The organism is Kineosporia mesophila (assembly GCF_021129235.1).
GTDB classification, from domain to species: domain Bacteria; phylum Actinomycetota; class Actinomycetes; order Actinomycetales; family Kineosporiaceae; genus Kineosporia; species Kineosporia mesophila.
The window spans coordinates 78,277-103,373 of record NZ_JAJOMA010000026.1 but is presented as its reverse complement, the minus strand read 5'-3'; the positions used below and the strand labels follow the sequence as shown (position 1 = coordinate 103,373).

At 70.0% G+C, this 25,097-nt stretch carries 29 protein-coding genes; 16 read left to right on the top strand and 13 right to left on the bottom strand.

The window, feature by feature from the left end; all coding sequences use genetic code 11:
• Positions 1-54: 54 nt before the first annotated feature.
• Positions 55-474, bottom strand: a complete 420-nt coding sequence (locus tag LR393_RS28670; protein WP_231488043.1) for a PepSY domain-containing protein — start codon at positions 472-474, stop codon at positions 55-57.
• A gap of 175 nt (positions 475-649) precedes the next feature.
• Here LR393_RS28670 and LR393_RS28665 point away from each other — a divergent pair, with 175 nt between their 5' ends.
• The 4 genes from LR393_RS28665 (at position 650) to LR393_RS28650 (ending at position 3,882) form a co-directional block, all read left to right on the top strand.
• Positions 650-1,702, top strand: coding sequence for a S66 family peptidase (locus LR393_RS28665; RefSeq protein ID WP_231488041.1), 1,053 nt, complete (start codon positions 650-652; stop codon positions 1,700-1,702).
• Positions 1,703-1,844: 142 nt separating this feature from the next.
• On the top strand, positions 1,845-2,003 hold the full coding sequence (locus LR393_RS28660; protein ID WP_231488039.1) for a hypothetical protein: 159 nt from the start codon (positions 1,845-1,847) through the stop codon (positions 2,001-2,003).
• Positions 2,004-2,099: 96 nt separating this feature from the next.
• Positions 2,100-2,678, top strand: a complete 579-nt coding sequence (locus LR393_RS28655) for a TetR/AcrR family transcriptional regulator (protein WP_231488037.1) — start codon at positions 2,100-2,102, stop codon at positions 2,676-2,678.
• A gap of 49 nt (positions 2,679-2,727) precedes the next feature.
• Positions 2,728-3,882: a hypothetical protein gene (locus LR393_RS28650; protein ID WP_231488035.1), complete on the top strand. Its 1,155-nt coding sequence runs from the start codon at positions 2,728-2,730 to the stop codon at positions 3,880-3,882.
• Here the strand turns inward: LR393_RS28650 and LR393_RS28645 are convergent.
• Together LR393_RS28645 and LR393_RS28640 are read right to left on the bottom strand one after the other, a co-directional pair.
• Positions 3,866-4,813: a quinone oxidoreductase family protein gene (locus tag LR393_RS28645; RefSeq protein WP_231488033.1), complete on the bottom strand. Its 948-nt coding sequence runs from the start codon at positions 4,811-4,813 to the stop codon at positions 3,866-3,868. The two genes, LR393_RS28650 and LR393_RS28645, sit on opposite strands and share 17 nt — an antisense overlap.
• Positions 4,810-5,484, bottom strand: a complete 675-nt coding sequence (locus LR393_RS28640; protein WP_231488032.1) for an NADPH-dependent F420 reductase — start codon at positions 5,482-5,484, stop codon at positions 4,810-4,812. The genes LR393_RS28645 and LR393_RS28640 overlap by 4 nt, the downstream gene beginning before the upstream one ends.
• A 129-nt stretch (positions 5,485-5,613) precedes the next feature.
• Between LR393_RS28640 and LR393_RS28635 the strand changes: the two genes are divergently transcribed.
• Positions 5,614-6,183: a TetR/AcrR family transcriptional regulator gene (locus tag LR393_RS28635; RefSeq protein WP_231488030.1), complete on the top strand. Its 570-nt coding sequence runs from the start codon at positions 5,614-5,616 to the stop codon at positions 6,181-6,183.
• A 15-nt stretch (positions 6,184-6,198) separates the two neighbouring features.
• Here LR393_RS28635 and LR393_RS28630 read toward each other — a convergent pair whose 3' ends face one another.
• From LR393_RS28630 to LR393_RS28610, 5 genes are all read right to left on the bottom strand, one after another.
• Positions 6,199-6,489, bottom strand: a complete 291-nt coding sequence (locus LR393_RS28630) for a hypothetical protein (protein WP_231488028.1) — start codon at positions 6,487-6,489, stop codon at positions 6,199-6,201.
• Between the two features lie 6 nt (positions 6,490-6,495).
• The gene (locus tag LR393_RS28625) at positions 6,496-6,720 is read right to left on the bottom strand and encodes a hypothetical protein (protein ID WP_231488026.1); all 225 of its coding nucleotides are present in this window, start codon (positions 6,718-6,720) and stop codon (positions 6,496-6,498) included.
• A 320-nt stretch (positions 6,721-7,040) separates the two neighbouring features.
• Positions 7,041-8,129, bottom strand: coding sequence for a lipoate--protein ligase family protein (locus LR393_RS28620; protein WP_231488024.1), 1,089 nt, complete (start codon positions 8,127-8,129; stop codon positions 7,041-7,043).
• 210 nt (positions 8,130-8,339) lie between these two features.
• The gene (ctlX, locus tag LR393_RS28615; RefSeq protein ID WP_231488022.1) at positions 8,340-9,293 is read right to left on the bottom strand and encodes a citrulline utilization hydrolase CtlX; all 954 of its coding nucleotides are present in this window, start codon (positions 9,291-9,293) and stop codon (positions 8,340-8,342) included.
• Positions 9,274-10,290, bottom strand: coding sequence for an ornithine cyclodeaminase (locus LR393_RS28610; RefSeq protein ID WP_231488018.1), 1,017 nt, complete (start codon positions 10,288-10,290; stop codon positions 9,274-9,276). Before LR393_RS28610 ends, ctlX begins: the two co-directional genes overlap by 20 nt.
• 120 nt (positions 10,291-10,410) lie before the next feature.
• Between LR393_RS28610 and LR393_RS36720 the strand changes: the two genes are divergently transcribed.
• Complete coding sequence (locus tag LR393_RS36720) at positions 10,411-10,839, top strand: Lrp/AsnC family transcriptional regulator (protein WP_231488013.1); 429 nt, start codon at positions 10,411-10,413, stop codon at positions 10,837-10,839.
• Here the strand turns inward: LR393_RS36720 and LR393_RS28600 are convergent, their stop codons facing one another.
• Positions 10,840-11,280, bottom strand: a complete 441-nt coding sequence (locus tag LR393_RS28600) for a MarR family winged helix-turn-helix transcriptional regulator (protein ID WP_231488012.1) — start codon at positions 11,278-11,280, stop codon at positions 10,840-10,842. It lies immediately after the preceding gene.
• Positions 11,281-11,440: 160 nt separating this feature from the next.
• Here LR393_RS28600 and LR393_RS28595 point away from each other — a divergent pair, with 160 nt between their 5' ends.
• Positions 11,441-12,895 carry an MFS transporter gene (locus tag LR393_RS28595; protein ID WP_231488008.1) on the top strand — a complete coding sequence of 485 codons (1,455 nt, stop codon included), beginning with the start codon at positions 11,441-11,443 and terminating at the stop codon, positions 12,893-12,895.
• Between the two features lie 62 nt (positions 12,896-12,957).
• Positions 12,958-13,956 (top strand): glycosyltransferase family 4 protein, encoded by a 999-nt coding sequence (locus tag LR393_RS28590; protein WP_231488006.1) that lies wholly within the window; start codon positions 12,958-12,960, stop codon positions 13,954-13,956.
• Positions 13,957-13,965: 9 nt separating this feature from the next.
• Here LR393_RS28590 and LR393_RS28585 read toward each other — a convergent pair whose 3' ends face one another.
• From LR393_RS28585 to LR393_RS28575, 3 genes are read right to left on the bottom strand one after another with little or no spacing between them, the layout of a single operon-like run.
• Positions 13,966-15,429 (bottom strand): glycoside hydrolase family 130 protein, encoded by a 1,464-nt coding sequence (locus LR393_RS28585; protein WP_231488005.1) that lies wholly within the window; start codon positions 15,427-15,429, stop codon positions 13,966-13,968.
• Positions 15,426-16,439 carry a hypothetical protein gene (locus LR393_RS28580; protein WP_231488004.1) on the bottom strand — a complete coding sequence of 338 codons (1,014 nt, stop codon included), beginning with the start codon at positions 16,437-16,439 and terminating at the stop codon, positions 15,426-15,428. The genes LR393_RS28585 and LR393_RS28580 overlap by 4 nt, the downstream gene beginning before the upstream one ends.
• Positions 16,436-17,569, bottom strand: coding sequence for a glycosyltransferase (locus LR393_RS28575; RefSeq protein ID WP_231488003.1), 1,134 nt, complete (start codon positions 17,567-17,569; stop codon positions 16,436-16,438). Before LR393_RS28575 ends, LR393_RS28580 begins: the two co-directional genes overlap by 4 nt.
• Positions 17,570-17,810: 241 nt before the next feature.
• Here LR393_RS28575 and LR393_RS28570 point away from each other — a divergent pair, with 241 nt between their 5' ends.
• From LR393_RS28570 to LR393_RS28540, 7 genes are all read left to right on the top strand, one after another.
• Positions 17,811-19,460 carry an MFS transporter gene (locus LR393_RS28570; RefSeq protein WP_231488002.1) on the top strand — a complete coding sequence of 550 codons (1,650 nt, stop codon included), beginning with the start codon at positions 17,811-17,813 and terminating at the stop codon, positions 19,458-19,460.
• On the top strand, positions 19,457-20,029 hold the full coding sequence (locus LR393_RS28565; protein ID WP_231488001.1) for a TetR/AcrR family transcriptional regulator: 573 nt from the start codon (positions 19,457-19,459) through the stop codon (positions 20,027-20,029). The genes LR393_RS28570 and LR393_RS28565 overlap by 4 nt, the downstream gene beginning before the upstream one ends.
• A gap of 46 nt (positions 20,030-20,075) precedes the next feature.
• A complete protein-coding gene (locus LR393_RS28560) occupies positions 20,076-20,759 on the top strand; it encodes a response regulator transcription factor (protein ID WP_231488000.1) in 684 nt (227 codons plus the stop codon).
• A 99-nt stretch (positions 20,760-20,858) separates the two neighbouring features.
• Positions 20,859-22,070, top strand: a complete 1,212-nt coding sequence (locus tag LR393_RS28555) for a cytochrome P450 (protein WP_231487999.1) — start codon at positions 20,859-20,861, stop codon at positions 22,068-22,070.
• Positions 22,071-22,072: 2 nt separating this feature from the next.
• Positions 22,073-22,270 carry a ferredoxin gene (locus LR393_RS28550; RefSeq protein ID WP_345718910.1) on the top strand — a complete coding sequence of 66 codons (198 nt, stop codon included), beginning with the start codon at positions 22,073-22,075 and terminating at the stop codon, positions 22,268-22,270.
• A complete protein-coding gene (locus LR393_RS28545; RefSeq protein ID WP_231487997.1) occupies positions 22,267-23,436 on the top strand; it encodes an NAD(P)/FAD-dependent oxidoreductase in 1,170 nt (389 codons plus the stop codon). Before LR393_RS28550 ends, LR393_RS28545 begins: the two co-directional genes overlap by 4 nt.
• A complete protein-coding gene (locus LR393_RS28540; RefSeq protein WP_231487996.1) occupies positions 23,436-24,251 on the top strand; it encodes an SDR family oxidoreductase in 816 nt (271 codons plus the stop codon). Before LR393_RS28545 ends, LR393_RS28540 begins: the two co-directional genes overlap by 1 nt.
• On the opposite strand, the gene LR393_RS28535 is transcribed toward LR393_RS28540, so the two are convergent.
• A complete protein-coding gene (locus LR393_RS28535; RefSeq protein ID WP_231487995.1) occupies positions 24,248-24,703 on the bottom strand; it encodes an SDR family oxidoreductase in 456 nt (151 codons plus the stop codon). The two genes, LR393_RS28540 and LR393_RS28535, sit on opposite strands and share 4 nt — an antisense overlap.
• Between LR393_RS28535 and LR393_RS28530 the strand changes: the two genes are divergently transcribed.
• Positions 24,702-25,094: a hypothetical protein gene (locus LR393_RS28530; RefSeq protein ID WP_231487994.1), complete on the top strand. Its 393-nt coding sequence runs from the start codon at positions 24,702-24,704 to the stop codon at positions 25,092-25,094. The genes LR393_RS28535 and LR393_RS28530 overlap by 2 nt on opposite strands.
• Positions 25,095-25,097 lie beyond the last annotated feature (3 nt).

The window sequence follows — 25,097 nt, the reverse complement described above, 5'->3', positions numbered from 1 at the left end:
CCTCGGTGCTGTCCGGCGAGTTCCCGGACGGCACCGAGAACCCACCGGGCCTGATCAGTTGATGTCGTGCCGGGTGATCTCGCCGGTGAAGGCATCGATGCGGAACTTGTGGCGCACCTTGCCGTTCGTCAGCTCGATCCGGTACTCGGCCTTGTCGCTGTGCTCGTCCTTCAGCTCGAACTTGGTGATCGTGCCGCCACCGGCCGCGGTGAGGGCGATCGCCCTGGCCTGATCGGCCGTGATGATGGTCGGCGAGGGCGTGGCCGTCGGCGTCTCGGTCGGAGTCGGCGTCGGAGTCGACGTGGACGTCTCGGTCGGCGTCGGCGTCGGCGTCGGGGTGTCGTCGACCGCGATGCGGGCCGTCACGCTGATCGGCTCGGAGGCCTGCGCCGCGGCCGCGGTCACCGTGGTCCCGACGGCCGCCACCACGACGAATGCGCAGGCGGCCAGGACGACGTTCGTTCCCTTGTTCATGAAACCCCTTACGGAGATGGGCATCGGCGCCCTCACAGCCGTGACCTCGACCGCGCGCCACTCCGGCAACGTAGTTGACGCTTCCGGCGATTCCCAGCAATGTGCCGGAAATGTTCTGATTCACTGCCCGAAAACTGACCTGCGTCCCCCGGGGGCCCGCTGGTTCAATGACCGGATGAGTACGCGTCCATGGGTCAGCGTCCCCAAGGCCCGGGCCGGCGACCGCGTCGCCGTGCTGTCACCGGCGTTCGCCGCCCCCGCGGTGTCGGAGACCGTCCACCAGCAGGCGCTACGGCGCCTCACCGAGGCCACCGGACTGATCCCGGCCGAATACCCGACCACTCGTCAGCTCGGGGCGAGCGCGCAGGCGCGGGCCGCCGACGTCACGGCCGCCTTCGCCGACCCGAGTATCCGGGCCGTGCTCGCGACGATCGGCGGGGACGACCAGATCACGGTCGTCCCGCACCTCGACGCCGAGGTGGTGGCCGCGAACCCCAAGCCGTTCCTGGGCTACAGCGACAACACCAACCTCCACAATTTCCTGTGGAACCTGGGCGTGCCCAGCTACTACGGCGGCTCGACCCAGGTGCATCTCGGTCCGGGCCCGCACCTCGACGACGTGCACCTGACGTCGCTGCGCGCGGCCCTGCTCGACGGTGGGGCCCTGGAGATCACCGACCCGGGCGAGGCGGAGGACTTCGGCGTCTCGTGGACCGACCCCCGTGCCCTCACCGCGTTCGGCGAGCGCGAGGCCACCGAGCCGTGGGCCTGGGCCGGTCCGCAGGTGGTGGCCGAAGGCCGCAGCTGGGGCGGTTGCCTGGAGGTCATCGACCAGATCGCGCTGGCCGGGCGCCTGCCCGCCGTCGCCGACCTCGAGGGTGGGGTGCTGCTGCTGGAGACCAGCGAGGAGCTCCCGCCGGCGGACGCGGTGAAGCGCTGGGTGCGGGGGCTCGGCGAACGTGGTCTGCTGGGGGCCGTGGCCGGGGTACTGGTGGCCCGCCCGCCGGCGAGTTCCCTGGGAACGGCCCTACCCTCGGCCGACGACCGTGCGAAACTGCGCGCCGAACAACGCGACACCGTCATCGAGCAGGTGACCCGGTACAACCCCGGCGCCGTGGTCTGTGTCGGGGTGCCCTTCGGCCACACCCGTCCGCAGTGGATCCTGCCCCACGGCGGCCCGATCCGCCTCGACGGCGCGACCCGCACGGTAAGCGCCGACTACAGCTGAGGCGCGGTCCGGGTTGGTCAGGAAAAGCCGTCCGGCCGTCAGCTTCCCGGCAACGACGGGTTCACATCGCCCCCTTCGCACCGCCACTGGATCCACCAGCGTGCGGGGGCGGTGCCGGACCTGAACGTCGAGAAGGAACGTCGTGACGAACAACCTGATCACCAAGCGGATCCACGTGGTCGACATCAGCTTTCCCGATCATTACGGAATCAACTCCGTGAAGACGGGGCTGATGCGGCCGGAGACCCTGGCCATCCACACCGAGATCGCCGCAGTACGGGAACCTCCGAGATGCCCCTGATCCCGGTTCCCCTGAACCCGATCCGGCACGTCCTGGAAGAAATGTCGCTCGCCGCCTTTCTTGAACGGACGATCCAGATAGCCTAGAGTGCTCCGCATGGCCCGGGTGCGCGAGTTCGATACCGAGGCCGCCGTCGTACGGGCGATGAACCTGTTCTGGACGCGCGGCTTCGAGGCGACGTCGGTGCGTGACCTGACCGAGCACCTGGGCATCGGGCAGGGGTCGCTGTACGCGGCGTTCGGCAGCAAGGAAGGCCTATACCAGGCCGCGCTCACCCACTACCGCGACACCCTGGCCGACGCCGCCCTGGCCGATCTCCAGGCCGGCGGCGACGTCCGGGCGGCGATCCGGACGATGCTGGTGGAACGGATCCGGATCGCGGTGATGCACGGCGGCCAGGGCTGCCTGTTCGTCAACGCGGCCTCCGAGCGCCTGCCGCAGGACGGTCCCACCCAGAAGGCCGTCCGGGATGCGCTCGCTGTCAGCCAGGAATCGCTGGCCGACGTGCTGCGGGCGGCGGCCGCGCGGGGAGAGGTGTCCGACCGGCACGATGCCCAGACTTTGGCGGCCTTCCTGGTCACGTTCCTCAACGGACTACTGGTGTCGTCGAAGGTCACGCCGGACGCCGACGCCCTCACTCCGCTCGTGGAGGTCGCCCTGGGCGCCCTCGACTGACGTTTTCCTGTCCTCAATCTGTAACGATCGATCAAGATAGGTGGCCCTCATGCTCGGCGCAGACCGCTGGAACCAGATCACCGGCACGACGTCCCTGACCGCCCGCGAGTACATCGCCCTCACCCTGCCCCTGCTCCAGGGCACGATCGAGGCCCTGAGCGACCTGGACCGGGAGGTGCTGGCCGACCAGGTCCGCACCACGCTCGCCCTGGGCACCCGGGAGAGCACGATGCCGTTGCGGGCCGGGCTGTCCCGGGCCAACGACGAACTGCTCGGCCAGGCCGAGAGCATCGGGCAGGAGATCGCCGAATGGGCCGTCGAGGCCCTCGACCAGCTCCTGGCCGACCGCAGCCCCTTCCCGGCCGGCCCCCTGGTCGTCCGCAGCCACTGCTACGGCGAGACCCTCACCCGCCCGGCGGCCGAACTCCTGCTCGGGCGACGCGGAGGGCCCGTCGCCATGCAGAACTTCAACGAGTGGATCCACCAGACCGTGCTACTGCGCGACGCGTTGCTGCCCTTCACCAACTGGCAGCAGGTCCCCGTCCACGTGACACCGCTCGGCCTGCGGCATCTCGAGCCGGCCCGCGAGCAGCTCTTCGCCGAGGCGATGTTCCGCAAGATCCGGCACACCACGATCGTCGGATTCGCCCAGCAGGTCGTCACCGGCGAATCCCGTTCCGCCGGATACGGTTTTGACCACAACGGCGCGACCGTCCTCCCCGTCGTCACCGCCGCCCCGGTGCGCACGGCACCCCGCTATCTCCTCTCCTGGAGCCCTTCAAAGGATGCGGTACACACCGCCACCTACGTCAGCGAGCTCGCGGACTACTATGCGGCACCGCGCACGACCCTGTCCTCCCTGCCCCCGGCTACCGCATCCACCGGCGCCCGCCTCGTCGCCGGGCCGGTGATCGAGGGCGTGCGCCGGGCCCGCATCGAGACCGGTTCCTGGTCGGTCGATCTCGGCCAGGCCCTGCGAGGCCACCGCTACGCCCGGTCAGCCCCGGACCTCACCCCCGAACCCGATGTCAGCGCCGCGTCCGCACTGGCCGCCACGGGCCTCGTGGTCGGCAACGGCGCGATCGACACCGCCGGACTGGACGAGCTGTCCACCCTGGCCCTACTGGGCCGCACCTATCCGGAGAAGGTGACCCTCCGTCCCGACGCGATGTCGCTCGACCACGGGGTCAGCTTCCAGCCGTGAGCACGATGCGGCTGCTGCTGTCGGCGGGGCGGTTCCAGGCCTCCTCGACGTGCTCGAGGGCGATCGCCGTGGTCTTCATGGCGAAGGTGCCGCGGGCGATCTCGGCAGCCACGGCGGGAATCTCGGTCGCCATGTCGGCCGTGCCGAGCGATCCCTGACCGCTGCCGAGGATCTGAAGGCCGGACGAACGCAACAGCCCGGCGGGAACGGATGCCTGCGCCCCGGCAATCTCCCCCAGCTGGACCCAGGTCAGGGGCCGGGCGGGTTCGGGCCGGTTCTGGACGAGGGCGGTCATCGCGGCCACGGCTGGCTCACCCCAGACGTAGTCGAGCACGACGTCGACCTCGGCGCCCACCCGCGCGACGGACTCCGGGTCGCCCAGCAGCGCGATGTCGTCCACACCGGGAAGAGCCGCCAGACGGCCGGTGTCGCGCCCCACGGCGATGACCCGGCCGGCGCCGAAATGCCGGGCCACGGGTACCGACATCTGCCCGGTGCCTCCGGTCGCGCCGAGAATCAGCACGTTGTGCCCCTTCTCGAACGGGATGCGGCGACTCAGGACGAGCCAGGACGCGATCGCACAGTTCAGGGTCCCGGCCACCGTCACGGGGTCGGTGCTCTCGGGCAGCATCAGGGCGCGACGGGTGTCGATGACGGTGCGCTCGGCCATCGAACCGGCCCGGGCCCCGAGGGACATGAAGTACCAGAGCCGACCGTCGGGTCCGCGTCCCACACCGTCGATCCCCGGTACCAACGGCAGGTCCTCGGCGCTGCTGGTGTAGTGCGAGCCCTCGGCCTGCATGCGCACGCGGGGATGCAGACCGGCGGCCAGCACCTCGACCACGAGTTCGTGCTCGCCGACGGCCCGGGGTTCCGGGAGATCCAGGTAGCGCGGTGCCTCACCGTAGGCGGTGACGACGGCGGCCTTCACGAGTGACTCCTGCGCAGAAGCTCGGCTACGGCAGAGGCCGCGGCCGGTCGGCCGGGGGCGGCGAATCCACCGTCCGGATCGAGGTAGGCACCGTTGGCCGGGGTTCCGAGAACGGCGAAAAATCGCGACGACAGCAGGTCTCCGGTGTCGAGGGTGTCGTAGCCGAGCGTGTCGATCAGCGCCGCGACCGTGGCCTTCGCCCCGGTGTCGTCGCCGGCCATGGGCAGGGCGCTGCGATCCGGGGCCCCGGCGGGGCGACCGAGCGTGGCCAGATGCCGGAAGAAGATGTTGCTGAACGCCTTCACCACGTGGGCGTCCGGCAACTGGAACTGCATGAGCTCGTGCGGTGTGGTGAGACCGGCGTCCACCGCGGGCAGGTGGCCGGGGTGCTCGGCGGGCTTGTAGTTGGCCGTGTCGATGACGACCTTGCCGCGCAGGGGCCCGGCCGGCACCTGCGCGTAGGCGGTCAGGGGCATCGCCACCACGACGATGTCGCCCTGCTCGGCCGCCTGCTGCGGGGTGGCGGCCCGGGCACCCAGCTCCGCGGCCAGATCGTGCAGGCTGTCCGGCCCCCGGCCGTTACTGAGGACGACGTCGTGACCGGCGTCCACGGCCAGCCGGGCGAGCGTGGAGCCGATCTTTCCGCTGCCGATGAATCCCAGGGTAGGCACAGTGATGTCCTTCGGACGGGGAGGAACCCTTAAACTGCAGGGAGCCCTGCGCCTTACCGCAGGACTGCCTTGACTTTAACGAAGGGACCCCTGCGGTTGTCAACGCCGCGGGGCGACGAGGGATGTGCCATGGCTCCGGAAGACAGCACGACGCGCGTTCGCCGTCCCCAGCGGGCGGACGCACGCCGTAACTTCGACACCCTGCTGGAGGCCGCCCGTGAGGTGTTCGCCCGCGACGGGGCGGCGGCATCCCTCGAGGAGGTCGCCCGGCGGGCCGGGGTCAACATCGCCACGCTCTACCGCAATTTCCCCACCCGGCAGCACCTGTTCGAGGCCGTCTACCTGGACGAGGTCGCGGCCCTCTCCGAGAAGGCCGCCGAGCTGGAGGATCTCGATCCCTGGGAGGCACTGGCGACGTGGTTGCGGCAGTTCGTCAGCTACGCCACCACGAAGAAGGCCATCTTCGACGCGCTCAATCACCAGGACCCGATGTTCGTCGCGGCCCGCGAGCTGATCCACACCGCCGGCGAACCCCTGCTCGCCCGCGCCCAGGATGCCGGAAGCGCCCGGGAAGACGTGAGTTTCGACGATGTCCTGTTTCTGGTCCGCGGCATCAGCGGAGCCGATGCCGTCGAGCCCGCCCAGCGTGACCGGGTGCTGGGCATGGCGCTCGACGGCGTCCGGAAGCAGAAAGGTTAGTCCAGGCAGAACTCGTCAATGGGATGTCATGTTCGAACGCTTGTCACGCTTTCCGTAACGCTGGCGGGCAGCCTCGCCCGAAGTACCCAGGAGGTCGCCGATGGAGCGCCATGAATGCCCAGAAGCGTGCGCTTGACGCACCAGCACGGCAAGCGCACGCTCGGCATCCGATCTCGCCAGCACCGCCTCACGTAGCGCCTCCAGAGAGTCCGCCTCCCGCGCATCCGACGAGGCGGGCTCAAATTTCTCAAATCGGGCGGCGAGTTCGTCCGCATGATCAAGAATCTCTTGCACTGTTCGTGGCACTTGGCATCACCTCAGAAACTTCGGGCGAACGGGCATCGCATGCACGATCACAGGAGCAAGATCCCCCTCGACCACTCCAACTTCAAGCAGCCGAGCCGTTCGATCCGGGCCGATGAACATCCGCAACCCCTCATCGACGTCAAAGATCCGGATCGGATTCATATACGCATGCTGCATGTCCTCGTCACCGACACCATGCTTACGAGCGCTCCCAGCAATGATCGGTTTCATTACGGTAGCCCCCCGACCACCTCGACAACAAGTTAACTTGCGACCGCTCGCAACCCGGGCGCACAGTCGGGATCGCCCCGAGCCCCCGCTCTCCGGGAACTACGCAATCCACAGAGGCTGCTGTCATCGAGACGCGAGTTTCAACAACGAGCCGACTTCAACCGCCACAGGGTTCAAGCACCAAACATGCAGTGCCACAGCCAGTTGCAACTAAAATCACGGCACGCGTCAACTCTAGCAAATTTTGGCAAAACACCAAAATCAGTCGTCTCGGGGGTGTCCGTTCATCCGGAGGAGACCACCCTGCGGTGGAACGGGTCTCAGGGGACGCGGGCCAGCCACTGCGGGTCGCGGTACTTGCTCGTCGCCAGTTCCTCGGCCTCGGCCCGGGTGGCGTCGTCGAGCTGTACCGGGGTGAGGCCGTAGCTGGCCCGGAAGTGCTCGATCATGGCCTCGATGACCTTCTCGCGGGGCAGGCCGGTCTGGCTGCGGATCGGGTCCACGCGCTTGACCGCGCTCTTGATCCCCTTGTCCGACAGCTTCTCCCGGCCGATCCGGATGATGTCGAGCATCTTCTGCGCGTCGATGTCGTAGGACATCGTGACGTGGTGCAGCACCGCGCCCGAGGCCAGGCGCTTCTGGGCGGCGCCGCCGATCTTGCCCGACGGGGAGGCGATGTCGTTGAGGGGCACGTAGGAGGCGTCCACGCCGAGTTCGCGCAGGGCCCGGATCACCCAGGCGTCCAGGAACGCGTACGAGTCGGCGAAGCTCATGCCCTCGACCAGGGTGGTGGGCACATAGAGCGAGTAGGTGATCGTGTTGCCGGGCTCGACGAACATCGCCCCGCCGCCGGAGATGCGGCGCACCACCGTGGCTCCGTGGCGCTCGGCCGCCTCGATGTCGACCTCGTTCGACAGCGACTGGAACGACCCGATGATCACCGAGTTGGACGCCCACTCCCACACCCGCAGGGTGGGGGCCCGCTCACCGGCACCGACCTGCCGGGCGAGCACCTCGTCCAGAGCCATCTGCATGTGGGGGTGCTGCCTGCCGCTGTCCAGGACCTCGAACCGGTGGTCGTGCCATGCACTGGATCGGCCCAGGGCCCGCAGCACCGTCAGGCCCACCGCCCGCGGGTCGAACCCGACCATGACCGCGTCCCGCCGGGCCGTCTCCACCGCCTGTTCCAGCGTGGCCAGCGTCGCGTCGGCCGGCAGGCCCTCCAGCGCCTGCGAGAAACGGCCCAGTGCCTCGTCCGGCTCGAGGAAGAAGTCACCCGACAGCACCACGTTCGACAATCGGCCTTCGCGGACCGTGAGGTCGGCGACCACCAGCTTGCCGCCGGGAACCTTGTACTCGCCGTGCCGGTGGGCGTCGCGCTGTTCTGGCTCGGAAGATCCTGAAGTCACGCCAGCGCCAACAGCACGGGGGCACCAAATCATGCCCGCACCCCCGCGCAACCGGTCACCGACCGATCGTCGTGACCAGATCGTCCGTAATTCCCGCCAGGTGCGACAGCATCCGCTCGGCCGGCCGGTGAGACCCCTGGGCGTCCCGGCCGGCCGCAGCACCCCTGGTGGGGTGCCGGCGGCCCGGACGGCCAGGGGCCCGGTCGGGGTTCAGATCGCTGACGGACGAGGTGACAGGACCGCTGTCGGCTCCAGATGGATCCCCGCCAGCATGCAGCGCACCGATCCACCCGCCGTCTCGATCGTCGGCACGCTCAGGGGCACCAGGGTGGTGTGCTCGGCCAGGCGCGCCCGCTGCCGGCCGGTGAGGGCGGCGTGCGCCGTCACCGACAGGGCCAGCACGGAACCGGCCGGGCCGGTCAGCTCCAGGCAGTTGCCCGCGAACCGGCGGATCTGCTCCCGCGACAGGCGGATCACGTCGCGGCCGCTCGCCTCCAGCGACTCCAGGACGACGGGCCGGTCGCCCTCGTCGACCAGCGAGGCCCCGATCACCGCGAAGGTGGTGCCCACCGCCATCATGACGTTGGTGTGATAGACCGCCTCGCCCCGGTCGGCCGCGTCGAAAACCACCGCCTCGTAACCCAGTTCGTCACAGAACCGGGCCACCAGGCGAGTGTCGGTGCGATGCGACCGGCAGACGTAGGCCGTGCGGGCGACATGGTCGAGCACCAGGGCGCCCGTCCCCTCCAGGGCCACTCCGGGCGCGGCGCCGAGGGCCAGATCGACCACGCGCCGCACCCGGTAACGCTCCCGCAGCAACTCGACCACGTCGTCCCGGCGTTCCAGCCGCCGGTTCGCGACATACATCGGATAAAGGACGACCGTCCCGTCCGGGTGCGTGGTGAACCAGTTGTTGGGGAAGACGCTGTCGGGGGTGCGGTCGGTCGGGTCCTCGAAGAGGTGGACCTCCACCCCGTGACCGCGCAGGGCGTCCGCGACCGCGGTCGTCTCGCGCCACGCGTCCATCGCCGCCGAACCGCCGGACTCCCGCTGGAATCCGTTGTCCGCCATGGTTGCCGGGTTGGAGCGGAACAGGTGCGGGCGCACCATGACGACCGCGGAGGGCGCCTGGTGCAGCCCGGCCTCAGGCGGGAACAGGGGCACCGAGCATCCCGAACAGGTCTTTGGGGTCGTCGGGGCCGGCGATCAGGTCGATGTGCTCGGCGTACCGGGTGCCCGTCACGGCCTCGCGCACGTAGGCCAGGGCGGTGAAGTCCTCGATCGCGAACCCCACCGAGTCGAACACCACGGTGCGCCCGCTGCCCGCCGGGGCTTCGCCGCGAATCACCCGCCACAGCTCGGTCACCGGGAAATCAGCCGCCTGACGCTGGATCTCGCCCTCGATCCGGGTCTGCTCGGTGTGCTCGACGAACACGTCGGCCTCTTCGACGATGCGCGGGTCGAGCTCGGTCTTGCCCGGGCAGTCACCGCCGATCGCGTTCAGGTAGGCGCCCGGCGTGACGTCGGCGAACTGGAGCACGGCGGCGTTGGCCTTGTCGGCGGTGCAGGTGGTGATGATCCGGGTGTCGCGGACCGCGTCGGCGGCGCTCGCGGCCACCTCGATCCCGAACCCGAGACCCCGCAGGTTGCGCACGAACTTGGCCGTGGCCGCGGGATCGACGTCGAACACCCGTAGCTTCGAGATCCCGAGCTGGGCGCGCATTCCCAGGGCCTGGAACTCGGCCTGGGAACCGGCGCCGATCATGGCCATGGTGTCCACGTCGCGCGGGGCCAGCCAGCGGGCAGCCAGGGCCGAGGTCGCAGCGGTGCGCAGCGCGGTCAGGAGGGTCATCTCGGAGATGAAGGTCGGGTAACCGGTGTAGACATCGGCCATCACCCCGAAGGCGGTGACGGTCTGCAGGCCGTGCGCCGGGTTGCCCGGGTGCCCGTTCACGTACTTGAAGGTGTACGCCTCACCGTCCGTGGTCGGCATCAGCTCGATGACACCCACCGGTGAGTGAGCGGCCAGTCGCGGGGTGCGGTCGAACTCCGGCCACCGGCGGAAGTTGCGCTCCAGGGCCTCGGTCATGCCGGAGATGATTGCCTCGGGCCCGGTTTCGGACACCCATCGGGCCATGTTCTGCACGTTGACGAACAGCATGGCCATGAGCGTAGGAATCAGCCCCGCTGCCGGACAACCAGCCAACCGATCGATCTGCGGGGCCGGATCCAGCAGATTGCGCAGTTCCGGCGAGCACATCGCCACCGCTAGAGTGGGCGCGTGCCCGATCTTGACGATCTCGACCGAAAGCTGCTCTCCGCTTTGCGGATTGATGCGCGTGAGCCGGCCGCCGCGCTGGCCCGCCGGCTCGGGGTGAGCCGGGGCACCATCACGCAGCGCATCGAGCGCCTGCAACGCACCGGTGTCATCATCGGTTTCACCACGCGCGTGCGGGAAGACGCGGGCGGTGACGTCCGGGCGGTCTCCTTCATCGAGCTGGAAGGCCGCGCCACCGAACGTGTTATCGCCAAGTTACGGGGACTTCCCGAGATTGTTTCGCTGCACACCACCAACGGCGGCTGGGACCTGGTCGCCGAGACCCGTACCACCTCGCTGGCCGAGTTCGACCGGGTACTGAGCCGGATCAGATCGGTCGAGGGCGTGGTGAACTCGGAGACCAGCCTGCTGCTCACGTCGGTGCTGATGTAGTCAGGGGCGCGGCCAGATGCGGCCGGTATGGCGCTCTATGTCCATGTTGAACCGCCGGAGGAAGGCGCCGAAGTCGGCGATCTCCTCGTCGCTCCAGTCGGCCATCAGCTTGTCCAGACCGTTCCTCATCATCGAGCGCTGGGCGACCAGCAGTTCGGACCCCTGCTGCGTGATGACGAACTTCCGCGCGATACCGCCGTCGGGGTCGGCGATGCGCTCGAGCAGGCCGGCCCGCATGGCCGCCGCCGTCTGCCGGTTGAGCGTGGAGACGTCGAGCCCGAGCGCCTCACTCAGCTCACTGATCGACATCCGGCCCTGCACCTCGATCCGGCAGAGCAGGATGTAGGCACTGCGCTCGAGCAGGTGCTGACGATTGACGGTCACCAGCGAGTGCCGCGCGAGCAGCATCTGCTCGTACTCGATCTCCGCGGACCGATTCATCCCGCTCACTTCCCGAATCTCCAGACCTTGCCCGAGGCCAGTTTCCCATGGGCCACCGGGCCCGCCTACGCCGTCCCGGCGAGTTCTATTGTGTGCACCATGCATGTCATGTGTATCGTACACATGAAACGTCGTAGACCTCTCACCCTGGAGACCGGCTTTGAGCACCCCCGAAAGCACGACCCGCTCCGGTGCGGTGGTGGCCACCCTGGCCTTCGCCGGCACCACCGCGGCCGTCATGCAGACCCTCGTCACGCCGCTCATCGCCGAGCTGCCCCAGATCCTGAACACCACCTCCGGCAACGCCGCCTGGGTCATCACCGTGACCCTGCTGGTGGCCGGTGTCGCCGTGCCGATCGCCGGGCGCCTCGGCGACATGCTCGGTAAGCGCACGATGCTGCTGGCGTGCAGCGTCCCCCTGATCGCCGGCTCGATCATCTGTGCCCTCTCGTCCTCCGTCGTCCCGATGATCGTCGGGCGCGGTATGCAGGGACTGGGCATGGGCATGGTGCCGCTGGGCATCGCCCTGCTGCGTGACGTGGTGCCCGCCGCCCGCCTGAGCAGCTCCATCGCCCTGGTCAGCGCCTCGATGGGCATCGGTGGCGGCCTCGGCCTGCCGATCGCCGCCGCGGTGGCCGAGTACGCCAGCTGGCGCGTGCTGTTCTGGGGCTCGGCCGGGCTGGCCCTGATCGTCGCCGGCCTGATCTACACCTTCGTGCCGACCACCCCGGCCGCCGCGAAGGGCCAGCGCTTCGACTACCCGGGTGCCCTCGGCCTGGCCGTCGGCCTGGTGTCGCTGCTCCTGGCCATCTCCAAGGGCGCCGACTGGGGCTGGACCTCGGCCACCACGCTGATCCTGTTCGCCGTGGCCGTGCTCTCGCTGCTCTCCTGGGGCTTCTGGGAGACCCGCACCACCGACCCGCTGGTCGACCTGCGCACCACCGCCCGCCCCCGCGTGCTCGTCACCAACATCGCCTCGGTGTTCGTCGGCATCGGCATGTACGCCCAGATGCTGGTCTTTCCGCAGCTGCTGCAGTTCCCCTCCGCCACCGGCTACGGCCTCGGGCAGTCGATGCTCGCCACCGGTCTCTGGATGGCCCCCGCCGGCCTGGTCATGATGGTCATCTCCCCCGTCGGCGGGAAGCTCATCGACAGCCGCGGCCCCAAGGCCGTGCTGTCCCTGGGCGCGATCATCATCGCCGCCGGTTACGGCCTCTCCCTGTTCCTGATGGGGGACGCGTGGGGCCTCATGGTCTCGGGCATCGTCATCAGCGGTGGTGTCGCCCTGGCCTACGGTTCCATGCCCGCCCTGATCATGGGTGCGGTCCCGATCTCCGAGACCGCCGCCGCCAACGGGTTCAACACCCTGATGCGCTCGCTGGGCACGACGATCGGCTCGGCCGTCATCGGTGTGGTGCTGGCGCAGATGACGATCGATCTCGGCGGGTTCTCCCTGGCCTCCGAGGACGGGTTCCGCGTGGCCCTGATGCTCGGTGCCGGGGTCTCCCTGCTCGCCGCGGTGCTGGCCGCGCTCATCCCGGCCGCCCAGCCGGTGGCCACCCCGGCCCTCCCGGTCGAGACGGCCGAGGAGCCGGCCACCCAGGCCGCTCACTGATCACGGGACGCGTGCGGGGAGCCACCGATGTCGCCGGTGGCTCCCCGCACTATGCTGGGGCCATGCGTATCGGGGTGATCGCCTCGGTCGCGCACCGCACGCCGCCGTGGTCGTACGGGCCGTGGGAACAAGTGGCGTCGACCCTGGCCGAGGGGCTGGTCGCGCTCGGGCACGAGGTCACGCTGTTCGCGACCGCCGACTCGCTCACCGCCGGCCGGCTGCACGCCGAGAGCCCGGCCGGGTACGAGGAAGACCTCACGCTCGACGCGAAGGTCTACGAAAGCCTGCACATCTCGGCCGCTTTCGAACGGGCCGGCGAGTTCGACGTGCTGTCCAACCAGTTCGACTTCCTGCCCCTGACGTACAGCCGTCTGGTGCGGACGCCGGTGGTCACCACCATTCACGGCTTCTCCTCCCCCGCGATCCTGCCGGTCTACCGGGCCTACGCCGACGTCGGTCACTACGTCTCGATCAGTGACGCCGACCGGCACCCGGACCTGCCCTACCGGGCGACGATCCACCACGGCATCGACCTGGCGGAGTTCACCTTCCGGCCCGAGGCCGGCGTATACCTGCTGTTCCTGGGCCGGATCCACCCGCACAAGGGCGCCCACCGCGCGATCGAGGTCGCCCGGCGCGCGGGCCTGCCCCTGGTCCTGGCCGGAATCATCCAGGACCAGGAATATTTCGCCGATCAGGTCGAACCGCACCTGGGGCCGGACGTCACCTATCTGGGCCCGGTCGGCCCGGCCGAGCGCGACCGGCTGCTCGGGGGCGCGCTGGCCCTGCTGCACCTGATCAGCTTCGCCGAGCCGTTCGGGCTGTCCGTGGTGGAGTCGCTCGCCACCGGCACGCCGGTGATCGCGTACGCCCTGGGGTCACTGCCGGAGCTGGTCCGGCCCGGGGAAACCGGTTTTCTCCCGCACGATCTGGATCAGGCGGTGAAGGCTGTCGAGCAGGTCGCGACCCTGAACCGCCGCACCTGCCGGGAAGACGTCGAGACCCGCTTCACCGCGCAGCGCATGGTCGCCGCCTACGAACAGCTCTTCACCGCCCTCTGAGCTCTCTGGTCAGTGGGGCTTCATGGCGTCGAGCAGTTCCTCGACGTCGGCCCACGCCACCCCGATCCGCGCGTCCCCGATGCCGTACGGAAGCCACAGACGTCCGTCGTGAACCACTCCTCCGCAGGAGTACACGACGTTCGGCACGTACCCCTCACGTTCGGCCGGGGCCGCGCGCAGGAAGGGCTCTTCCAGGTGGGCGAGCACCCGCGTGGGGTCGTCGAGATCCAGCAGCAGCGCCCCGATCGCGTACACCCGCATCGGGCCGACTCCGTGGGTCAGCACCAGCCAGCCCCGGTCGGTCTCGATCGGCGAACCACAGTTGCCCACCTGGAGTACCTCCCACGGCAAGGCGGGGGTCTGCAGCGCGGTGGGCTCCTGCCAGACGAATCCATCGGCCGAGCGGGTCAGGCTGGTGCTCTCCCCGTCCGAGCGGCACAGCGCCAGGTGTTCCCCGCCCACCAGGCGCGGGAAGAGGGCCATGCCCTTGTTCCGCGCGGCCGGGCCGGCCAGCCGGTGCGCGTGAAAAGTGCGCAGGTCGGAGCTGATCAGCAGGCGCGGGGCGATCTGCCGTCCGTCGTAGGCGGTGTAGGTCGCCCGGTACCCGACCGACCCGTCGTCCCCCGTGAACCGCACGAAACGGGCGTCCTCAAGCCCGTTGCTCTCCTCCTCGGAGACCGGGAAGAGCACCTGCTGACCAAGGTCGATGTCGTCGGGGAAGGTCACCTGGTAGGCCGACGTGACCAGGTGACGCAGCAGCTCGGTGGTGGGCCGGCCGCCGAAGTGGCCGAGCCGGTCGTGATGGGCACCGGCCAGGGCGATCTCCAGATCGGCCGCGGTGAACTGCTCGGGCAGGCTGACCAGCACGCTGTGGGCGAGGCCGTCGATCTTCCCCCGGTCGGCCAGCACCGCCCGCAGGTGCTCGCGGTGCCACAGCGCCGGGGAGCTCGTGCCGGGAACCACGGGCAGCGGCCGCGGTTCGAACGTCCACTCCGGTCCGGGCCCGGCCACGGCGGTGCAGAAGCCGATGGACGAGAGATGCCCCTCACCGATGGCCCGCAGGCTGATCGCCAGCCGTAACTGACCGGGTCGAAGGCCACTCTGGTCCGGGTGCGGCACCGCGCTCGGGTTGCACAGCGCCGCTCCCTCCAGCGCGTACTCGTTCGTGAAGGTGGCGCCCATCAGCAGGGTGCGGCTGACCGACATCCGGGCCTCGCCCAGCACGTGCGGGCTGACCAGCGCGGCGTGGGCGAGCAGGAGATCGTGGTAACCGCGGTGCCGCCCCCGGAAGTCGCGCAGGAGTTCGTCCACCAACTGCTCCACCTCGATCTCGGGCAGGGCGAGAACCCGGGCGACCACGGCACCCCGGCGGGAGGTGCCGTGCGAGAGCTCCTCCCCGGGTACGAAGAGCCGGGCGATCACCCGGGCCGGGTCGGGCAGGACCATGTCGGGCAGCGGGTGCGCGAGCGTCATGCCCACACCCCCAGACGGCGCGCCTGTTGTCCGGTGGAAATCACGGCCAGGGTGGATTCCGCGCCCTGGTTGAGGTTTCGGCCGTCTTTCAGCAGACCGTCGTACCCGGCGCCGGTGGCCGGGTCGAACATCGGCACACCGGAGTCGTTCTTGCCCAGGAACCAGGCCCAGGCCGTGCCGACCGCGGTGCGCCAGCGTTCCTCACCGGTCAGGTCGTACGCGCGGGCGCAGGCATCGGCCAGGGTCGACACCTCGATCGGCTGCTGGTCGAACCCGGGCTCATCGGCCGCCCGGTCGCGGCCGTGCACGGGCGTCACCGACAGGTGGCCGTCGCGGGTCTCGGTGCGGACCAGGAAGTCCAGCAACCGCAGTCCGTGCCCGAGGGCGGCCCGGTCACCCAGGGCCGAGCCCGCCACCAGCAGGGCCTCGGCGATCGAGGCGTTGGCGTAGGTGAGCCAGCGTTCGGGCCAGGGCCAGAACGGGTCGGCCATGGCCGGGGAGGGGACGCCGACGGCCCGGACGGCGTCGCGCAGCAGGTCGTGCTCGTCACCCACCTCGAAGGACCCCAGGGCGGCGAACGTGTGGGGCCGCAGATGGGGCGACGGACGGGCGGTCGCGGCCAGCCGGAAACCCCGCAACGCCTCGGCCCGGAACTGTGCCGTCGGCCCGTGGGCACTGGCCACCCCCAGGCCCCAGACGGCCCGGCCCCACCAGTCGCCGGTGCCGGGCTCGGACCAGGTGCCGTCCACGCTCATCCGGTTGTGGCAGGAGCCGTCGGGCCGCAGCGCGGCCAGGGTGAAGTCCAGGTAGGTGCGGGCCAGCGCCTGGACCTGCGCGGACGGGTCCGGCTCGCGGCTGGTCACGACCAGCGCCCGCGCGACATCATCCACGCAGTAGCCGTGTTCGGGACGTGGGTCGGCATGGTCGGCGTGCTCGAACAGGCCGGGCCCGACGGTGAGCCGCCGGAGATGGCCGAACAGCGGCCCGGGGGCGGTACTGGTCGTGGTCATGCGCCCACCCGATCTCGTAACAACTGGTCGGCGAGCGCCAGGTAGCGCCGGGCCACCGCGGGCCAGAGCACGCCGGGCGTGGTGGTGACCGCGGCCCGGCTCATGTCCTCGGCGATGTCGCGGCGGGTCAGGAGGGTGCGCAGGGCGGTCGCCGTGGCGATCGGGTCGCGGTGCGGCACGAGCAGGCCGGCGCCGCCCGCGAGCAGTTCCACGGCGTGCGGGAACCTGGTCGCCACCACGGGTTTGGACGCGGCGACGGCCTCGCTGAGCACGCCGGAGGTCACTTGGTCGGTGGAGTCGTAGGGCAAGAGGACGATGTCCGCAGCGGCCACCAGGGCGTTCAGGTCGGTGGTGGTCAGGTAGCGACTGTCGAAGGTCACGGCGTCGTCCAGCCCCAGCTGCCGGGTCCGGTCGATCAGCCGCTGCCGGTACACGTCCCCTTCGTACGCGAGCACTTTCGGGTGGGTGCGGCCGGCCACCAGGTACCGGGGCGCGGGGCTGAGGTCTCTCAGCAGCGCCATCGCCTCGACGCCCCACTCGATGCCCTTGCCGGGGCCGATCAGACCCCAGGTGAGAATGGTCGGGCGGGTGGTGGCCTCGGCCCGCGGACGGGCGGCCGGCGCCGTCACGACCGGGGCGCCGTGCGGGATCACGCTGACCTTGGCCATGTCGACGGCATACCCGGTGGCGAGCCGGTCGCGGGCGGTCGTTCCCATCGTCACGACGGCCCCGGCCAGCCCGGCCACCATCTCCAGCACGGCCCGCTGACCGGGCGTGGGCTCGCTCAGCACGGTGTGCAGCACGACGATCGAGGGCACGGTCAGGGCGGCCAGCAGGGGCAGGATCTCGTCGCCGTCGATGCCACCGTAGATGCCGTACTCGTGCTGCACGATCGCCACGTCACCCTGGTTGAGCTGCGCGGCGGCCCGCAGACCGCTGCCCGGTTCCCCGGCCACCAGACTACCGATCACCTCGTCGCGGGCGGGTACGGAAGGTTCGTCGACAGCCTGGATCACGCTGCCGCGAGCACCTCGCGCAGCGACCAGTTCGCGGCGCAGGGAAACGGTGAAGGTGGCCAGCCCACACACGGTGGGTGGGTACGAACTCACGAAGCCCATACGGATCGTCATTGCCTGAAGCCTTTCGGTCGGGTGGCACCAGCGGCAGGCACAAGGCCTCACGTGGCCGCTCCGAATCTCACCGGTGACGGCGGAGAACGGCTCTGACGAGCATCGGCACAGATCCGGGCGGTGTCAGCGCACCGGGAACCGAGAGACAACCTGACTGTACTCGCTGTGAGCGAACCCGAAAGTTGACGGGTGAGACCGGCCACAGCCGTGCAGGGCGACTGGACAGTATTGTCATCAAGTGATGACATCGGTTGATGACACGGATGGGAGCTGGTCGGCGATGCCGCCGCGGTGCTTCGACATCCGGCACTTCCGCACCGGGCTCGGCGCGGCACCCGCAGGAGGCACTCCCATCAGCACACCATCGATCACCCTGCCCGATCCCCTGATCGTCGATCCGCGTTCCTGGCGGGGGCGGCTGCTCGTGCCGGTCCTGGCCTACGTCGGCCTGCTGCTGGCCCTGGTCAGCAGCCTCGGGGCGCCGCTGATCCCGACCATCGCCACCGACTACGGGGTCTCGCTGAGCACGGCGCAGTGGTCACTGACCATCACCCTGCTCGTGGGAGCGGTCAGTGCCCCGGTGATCGGCCGACTCGGTGACGGTCCCCGCCGGCTCCCGGTGCTGCTGGTCGCGCTGGGCCTGCTGATCGCCGGGCTCGTACTCGCGGCCCTCCCCTTCACGGTGTTCGCCCTCCTCGTCGCCGGGCGGGCCCTGCAGGGTCTCGGCCTGGCCCTGCTGCCGCTGGCCATGGGCGTGGCCCGCGACCACCTGGTTCCCGAGCAGGCCCGGCCCGCCCTGGCGACGCTGTCCGTGACCGCCGTCGTCGGGCTCGGGCTCGGCTATCCGTTCACCGGAGTCATCGCCGAGCACCTCGGGTTCCACGCGGCCTTCTGGGTCGCGGCCGGGCTCGCCCTGCTCGCGCTGGTGCTGTGCGCCGTGGTCGTGCCACCGAGCCGGCACCGGCGCTCCTCTCCGTTCGACCGGCCCGGCCTGGTGCTGATGGCCGTCTGGCTCGTCTGCGTGCTCCTGGCGATCAGCCAGGGTGAGGACTGGGGCTGGGGCTCGCCGCGGATCGGGGGCCTGCTGGCCGTCGCCGTCGTGGCGCTGGCCGCCTGGGTCCGGCACGAGCTGCGCGCCGCCCACCCGCTGGTCGACCTGCGGCTGGTGCGCAACCGCACGGTGCTGACCGCCGACGTCACCGCGGTGCTCGCCGGGATGGGCCTCTACATGCTGCTGTCGATGGTGATCCGCTACGTGCAGACACCCGCGTCCACCGGCTACGGGCTCGCCGCCTCGGTGGTGGTCGGTGGGCTGGTGCTGCTGCCGATGTCCGCCGCCAGCTTCCTGGCCAGCCGGTTCGTGCCCGGCCTGGCCAACCGCACCGGCTCCTCCCGGATGCTCGCGATCGGCGCCGTCTTCTTCGCCCTGGCTCTGGTCATGTTCGCCACCCTCCGCAGCGACCTCTGGCAGATCTTCGTGGTCATGGGCATCACCGGCCTGGGCACCGGCTGCCTGTTCGCCGTGATGCCCCGGATGATCGTCAGCGCCGTGCCCGGTGAGGAGACCGGCGCCGCCCTGGCCCTGAACCAGGTGCTGCGGACCATCGGGTACTCGCTCGGCAGCGCCGTGGGCGCCACCGTCCTGGCCGCGCACACCCACGCTCCCGACGTGCTGCCGCAGAACAGTGGCTACTCCCTGGGTGCCTGGACCGCGGTCGGCCTGTGCCTGGTCGCGGCGCTGGCGGCCCTGATCCTGCCCAGCCGCTGCGTGATCCGTCTTGACCAGGAACAGGAACTCCTCGTCGAGGAGGCTACGGACGCCGCGGTCGCCAACGTGATTGGCTTCGAGCCGGAAGACGTTCCCGAGACCACCGGAAGTGCCGCCCGATGAGCACCGATAGCGAGACCCGCCGACGGAACTCGGCGCAGAGCCGGGAGATGCTGCTGACAGCGGCCGGGGAGCTGTTCGCCGAGCGCGGCTACGAGAAGACCACGCTGCGCGAGATCGGGGTCCGCGCCGGTGTCGACCCGGCCCTGATCGCAAGGTATTTCGGCAGCAAGGCCAAGCTCTACCTGGCCGCCCTGCGGCTGGAGAGCCAGACCGGCGGCATCGACCCGATCGACCTGCGGGACCCCGCCCGCCTGCGCCGGCTGCTCGACCGGGTCAGCGAGATGGGCGCCAGCCCGAGCCTGTACGCCGCAGTGCACCCGCACCAGGACGACGAACTGCAGAAGGCCGCCGTCGAGATGCTGGAGCACCGGCTGCTCGCCCCGAGCCGGGGGGCGGCCGAGAAGACCGGGCACGACCAGGCCCAGCTGCGGGCCGAGGTGGTCACCGCCGCCCTGGCGGGCGTCGTTCTCAGCCGCGCCTCCGGCACCTTCCGGACCCTCAACCAGGCCTCCTCCGACGACGTCGCCCGTCTGGTGGCGGACATGCTGACGCAGTTGCTCGACGCTTAGACTCGACAGGGTCCTCAGGCTCGTCAGCACACGGAGGTACGACGACGTGACAGCTGGGTCAGGTGTCCGGAACCGGTGGCGTCTGCTGGTGATCGTGCCCGACGACGAACTGCGCACGGGCCTGGTCACGCGACTCAGACCGGCGGGCTACCTGATCGAGCCGGCCCGGACGGGCGCCGAGGCCCTGGAGGTCATGCGGCGCCGGCGCATCGATCTCATCGTCGTCGACGAAGACATGCCGGACAGCAACGAACTCGCCGACCGGCGTCCACAATTCGCCGACCGCCCACCGGTGGTCTGCATGACGGCCTGTGAGTCGATCGACCGCATCCTGCCCGAGCTGGGCACCGCGGTGGAGGACTACGTCACCAAGCCCTATCGCGTGGTCGAACTGCTGGCCCGCATGCAGGTCCTGCTGCGCGACCGCGACAGCCCGCGGTTGGAGCCGGTGTTGCGGCACGGCGACCTCCGCCTCGACGAAAGCCTCTGTCGCGCCTGGCGGGGTGAGCGCAGCATCGACGTCACCCCGGCCGAGTACCGGCTGCTGCGTCATCTGCTGCTCAACGCCGGTCAGGTGCTCTCGAAAGAGCAACTGGCCTGGCAGGTCGGGGGTTCGGGGGCCGGGGCGGTCGAGCGGCTGGTCTCCCGGTTGCGGCGAAAAGTGGACGCGTACGGTCCCGCTCTCATTCACACGCACCGGGGATTCGGGTACCGGCTGGGGTTTTCCTGAACCTGGAAATGTCTGTTTCCTGTCTGGAAGCTGTCCGGGTGCCGTCTGCCGGGTGGGCTTACCTGGAGGGGTCCTTCCGCGCCAGCACCCGGAGGAAACATGCCCACCCCGGAATACCCGATGGCCCGCGAGTCCGGCTGTCCGTTCGCCCCGGCCCCCACCGTCCGCACCATGACCCGCGAGGAACCCGCCGGCAAGGTGCGGATCTGGGACGGCAGCGAGCCCTGGTTCATCACCCGGCACGCCGACCAGAGAGCCCTGCTCAACGACCCGCGCATCAGTATCGACGAGCACCGCGACGGTTACCCGCACATGACGCGCGGGCGGGCCGAGTCGGCACCGCACATCCCCCCGATGATCACCAACACCGACCCGCCCGAGCACACCCGGCTGCGCCGCACGGTGAACGGCCCGTTCATGGTCAAGCGGGTGGAAGCACTGCGTCCGCGCATCCAGCAGGTGATCGACTCTCTCGTCGACGACCTGCTGGCCGGGCCGAACCCGGCCGACCTGGTGCAGGCCGTCGGGCTGCCGGTGCCGACCCTGGTGATCACGCAGATCCTCGGCGTGCCCTACGAGGACCACGCGTTCTTCCAGACCAACAGCAGCAAGACGATCAGCCACGAGTCCACGCCTCAGGAAGCCCGTGAGGCGGGCCAGGCGCTCGGGCAGTATCTCGGCGCACTGCTGGGGCAGAAGATGAAAGATCCAGCAGAGGACGTGCTTTCTGAGATGGGAGCGCGGGTCGCCGCCGGGGAGATGGGCTACGAGGAGGCCGTGCACATGGCCACCGCCATCCTGATCGCCGGCCACGAGACCAGCGCCAGCATGATCTCCCTGGGAACCCTGGCCCTGCTGCAGAATCCGGACCAGCTGGCCCTGCTGCGCGATCGCAGCGACGACCCGAAGTTCGTGGCCAACGCGGTCGAGGAATTGCTGCGGTACCTGACGATCGTGCACACCGGCATCCGGCGGATCGCGAACGCCGACATCGAACTGCACGGCGTCACCATCAAGGACGGCGACGGCATCGTCTTCGACCTGTCCGGCGCCAACTGGGACGAGACCGAGTTCCCGGGCGCGGACCGGCTGGATCTGACCCGGCCGGCCCGGCAGCATCACGCTTTCGGGTACGGCGTGCACCAGTGCCTGGGGCAGTCGCTGGCCCGGGTGGAACTTCAGGTGGCGTACAGCACGCTGTACCGGCGCATTCCGACCCTGGCCCTGGCGGTGCCGTTCGAGGAGGTGCCGTTCGCGATGGAAGGCGTGGCGTACGGTCTGACGTCGCTTCCGGTGACGTGGTCGGCATGAGCCTGAAGGTGGAGTTCGACGAGCCGAAGTGTGTCGCTGCCGGGCAGTGCGTGATGGTCGCTCCGGATCTTTTCGACCAGAGGGACGAGGACGGAGTGGCGATCGTTCTCGACGACAGTCCCTCTCCGGACCAGTACGACGAGGCCCGGGAGGCCGCGGCGGTGTGCCCGGCGGCGGCGATCCGCCTGGTGGAGGGGTGAACCGGATCGTCGTGGTCGGAGCCTGCGCCGCCGGGCTGTCGGCGGCGGAGGCGTTGCGGCGCGAGAAGTTCGGCGGAAAGATCGTTCTCGTCGGGGAAGAAATCGACGCCCCCTACGACCGGCCGCCGCTGTCGAAGCAGATCCTGGCCTCGCAGTGGGAGGCGGAGCGTCTGGCGCTGCGCCCGGCCGAGCAGATCGCGGCGCTGGAGCTCGACCTGCGGCTGGGGGTGCGGGCAACCGGGCTGGACCTGGCCTCCCGCACGGTGCTTCTCGGGGATTCGTCCGTGGAGTACGACGGGCTGATCGTGGCGACCGGGGTGCGACCCCGGCGGCTTCCCGGGTCGGGGGCGCACGTGCTGCGCACCCTGGCCGATGCCCTGGCCCTGCGGGAACGACTGAAACCCGGACGCCGTCTGGCCGTGGTCGGGGCGGGCTTCCTCGGCGCCGAATCGGCCTCCGTGGCCAGGCAGCTCGGGTGCGAGGTGACGCTTCTCGAGCCGGCGCCGGTGCCGCTCGCCCAGGCGGTGGGTGTCCCGGTCGGGGAGGTGCTCGCGCAGGTGCATCGTGATCAGGGCGTCTGCGTGCGGACCGGGGTGACGGTGACGTCAACGTCTCCTACTGGGGTTCAGCTGGGCGACGGCGAATTCGTCACGGCGGACGAGGTTCTCGTGGCCGTCGGATCACAGCCCAACACCGGGTGGCTGGAGGGCAGCGGCCTGGAGCTGGACGACGGACTGGTGTGCGACGAGTTCAGCGCGGCCGCCCCGGGTGTTTACGGCGCCGGTGACGTGGCCCGCTGGCACAACCCGCTGTTCGGGGTGACGATGCGCGTCGAGCACCGCACCAACGCGGCCGAACAGGGTATGGCGGCAGCCCGGAACCTGCTGCGCGGAAGCGACGCCCGGCCGTTCGCACCGGTTCCGTACTTCTGGTCCGACCAGTACGGCCTGAAGATCCAGGCGCACGGCTACCTGCGGGGCCACGACGCGGTCGAGATCGTCGACGGCGACCTGGAGTCACGCCGGTTCATGGCCGCCTATCGCACCGGCGACCGTCTGACCGGCGTGCTTTCTCTCGGTATGCCGCCGAAGGCGATCCGCCCGTGGCGGCAGGCCGTCGCCGCCGGAACTGCGTGGTCAGTTTCCGAGACACTCACAACGAGGTGATGATGGACGTCGTAGTGGTCACCGGTGCCGGTGGCATGGGTACGGCCGTCGCGCGGCGGATCGCCAGCGGCCGCACGCTCGTGCTGGCGGACGCACACGCCGAATCCCTGGAAAGGGCTGTTTCCTCAATGGATTCGGAGGGGTATCAGGTGCGCGGTGTGATGACCGACGTCTCCGACGCCGATGCGGTGTCGCGTCTCGCCAGGACCGCGTCCGCCGACGGCCCTGTCACCGCGGTCGTTCACACAGCGGGTGTCTCGGCCGCCACCTCCACGGTCCGGCAGATCATGGAGGTGGACCTGGCCGGCACGGCACACCTCATCGACGCCTTCCTGCCGGTGGCGTCACGGGGCACGTCACTGGTCTGTATCGCCAGCATGGCCGGGCACTACGCGCAGATCGGCGCCGACGACGAGCAGTTGCTCGCCACCGCACCGACCGTCGATCTGCTGAACCTGCCGGTGCTGGCCTCGGTGGGCGACGATCCGATCGCGGCCTACATTCTGGCCAAGCGGGCCAACCAGGTGCGGGTGCAGGCCGCCGCGCTGGACTGGAACCGGCGCGGGGCCCGCATCAACACCGTGAGCCCGGGTGTCATCTCGACCGGAATGGCCCAGGCGGAGGCCGAGTCCGCCAGCGGTGAGCACATGATGGCGATGCTCGACGCCTGCGGGGCGGGGCGCACCGGCACACCCGGTGAGATTGCCGAGGTGGTAGCGTTTCTCACCGGGCCCGGGTCGCTGTACATCACCGGTACGGACATTCTGGTGGACGGCGGCCAGGCGGCCTGGTTGCGCCGGCACCGGCCTTCCTAGGCGGGGGCTCCGGAGGTCCTGGTCGGCAGGAGGGCGCCGGCGTCCACCCGCAGCTGGGCGCCGGTGATGTAGCGGGCCGCGTCGGAGGCCAGGAAGAGCACGGCCTCGGAGATGTCGCCCGGGTCGAGGGTCTGCACCGGCATGGTGTGCGTGTGCCCGAACGCCGCCTGCGCGTCGTCGTGTCCGGGGTGCTCCAGGTCGGGGCGGAACAGCTGGTACATGGCCTCGTTCTGGAGCATGCCGGTGTCGGTGTTGCCCGGGTGCCCGGCGTTCACGCGGATCGACTGCGGGGCCAGGGTCAGGGCCAGGTCGTGCACCAGCCGGGAGACGGCCCGTTGGGCGAAGGTGTAACCACCCGAACCGGGTCCGGCCTTTCCACCGCCGGTGACCACGCGGCGGTCGTGGGCCTCGACGAGGCGCGCGGTCTCGTTCAGGTCGTCGGGTGTGGCCATGCGGTGGTTGACCGTGTCGAGCTGGGCACAGATGTCGACGGCGACCAGTCGCGGCCGATCGGTGTGGAACGACAGCCCCGCCCAGATCACGTTTTTCGAGGTCGATCACCCGCGGGCCGGCCTGCCGGCAACCTTCGTGGTCAAGGCCTGCGACATCGGGGGCCACCTCGGTGATGTGCTGGAGGTGCGGCGTCGCGGAACCGGCACCCGGGACGATGTCTCCCTCCATCCCCTGAGTGGCCTGGACCTGGTCGGTCTCTGGATCGGGCTCCCCGCCGCCGGGTTCGTGATCGCGGCGGCCTGGTGGCTGGCCCGGGGCCTGATCGGGCTGAAGTGGGACGCCTGGGTGCAGGCAGGCCGCCCGGGCGACGGGGGACGCCGACCCCACTAGCCT

Bases quoted from the DNA above. Each gene is read 5' to 3' on its own strand.
- LR393_RS28625 (WP_231488026.1), bottom strand. From the start codon at position 6,720: ATGAAACCGATCATTGCTGGGAGCGCTCGTAAGCATGGTGTCGGTGAC.
- LR393_RS28535 (WP_231487995.1), bottom strand. From the start codon at position 24,703: ATGGCCACACCCGACGACCTGAACGAGACCGCGCGCCTCGTCGAGGCC.
- LR393_RS28635 (WP_231488030.1), top strand. From the start codon at position 5,614: ATGGCTCCGGAAGACAGCACGACGCGCGTTCGCCGTCCCCAGCGGGCG.
- LR393_RS28580 (WP_231488004.1), bottom strand. From the start codon at position 16,439: ATGACCACGACCAGTACCGCCCCCGGGCCGCTGTTCGGCCATCTCCGG.
- LR393_RS28530 (WP_231487994.1), top strand. From the start codon at position 24,702: ATGCGGTGGTTGACCGTGTCGAGCTGGGCACAGATGTCGACGGCGACC.
- LR393_RS28610 (WP_231488018.1), bottom strand. From the start codon at position 10,290: ATGCTGTTCGTCAACGTGCAGAACATGGCCCGATGGGTGTCCGAAACC.
- LR393_RS28650 (WP_231488035.1), top strand. From the start codon at position 2,728: ATGCTCGGCGCAGACCGCTGGAACCAGATCACCGGCACGACGTCCCTG.
- LR393_RS28540 (WP_231487996.1), top strand. From the start codon at position 23,436: ATGATGGACGTCGTAGTGGTCACCGGTGCCGGTGGCATGGGTACGGCC.
- LR393_RS28590 (WP_231488006.1), top strand. From the start codon at position 12,958: ATGCGTATCGGGGTGATCGCCTCGGTCGCGCACCGCACGCCGCCGTGG.
- LR393_RS28555 (WP_231487999.1), top strand. From the start codon at position 20,859: ATGCCCACCCCGGAATACCCGATGGCCCGCGAGTCCGGCTGTCCGTTC.
- LR393_RS28575 (WP_231488003.1), bottom strand. From the start codon at position 17,569: ATGACGATCCGTATGGGCTTCGTGAGTTCGTACCCACCCACCGTGTGT.
- LR393_RS28570 (WP_231488002.1), top strand. From the start codon at position 17,811: ATGACATCGGTTGATGACACGGATGGGAGCTGGTCGGCGATGCCGCCG.
- LR393_RS28565 (WP_231488001.1), top strand. From the start codon at position 19,457: ATGAGCACCGATAGCGAGACCCGCCGACGGAACTCGGCGCAGAGCCGG.
- LR393_RS28665 (WP_231488041.1), top strand. From the start codon at position 650: ATGAGTACGCGTCCATGGGTCAGCGTCCCCAAGGCCCGGGCCGGCGAC.
- LR393_RS28585 (WP_231488005.1), bottom strand. From the start codon at position 15,429: ATGACGCTCGCGCACCCGCTGCCCGACATGGTCCTGCCCGACCCGGCC.
- LR393_RS28655 (WP_231488037.1), top strand. From the start codon at position 2,100: ATGGCCCGGGTGCGCGAGTTCGATACCGAGGCCGCCGTCGTACGGGCG.
- LR393_RS28600 (WP_231488012.1), bottom strand. From the start codon at position 11,280: ATGAATCGGTCCGCGGAGATCGAGTACGAGCAGATGCTGCTCGCGCGG.
- LR393_RS28670 (WP_231488043.1), bottom strand. From the start codon at position 474: ATGAACAAGGGAACGAACGTCGTCCTGGCCGCCTGCGCATTCGTCGTG.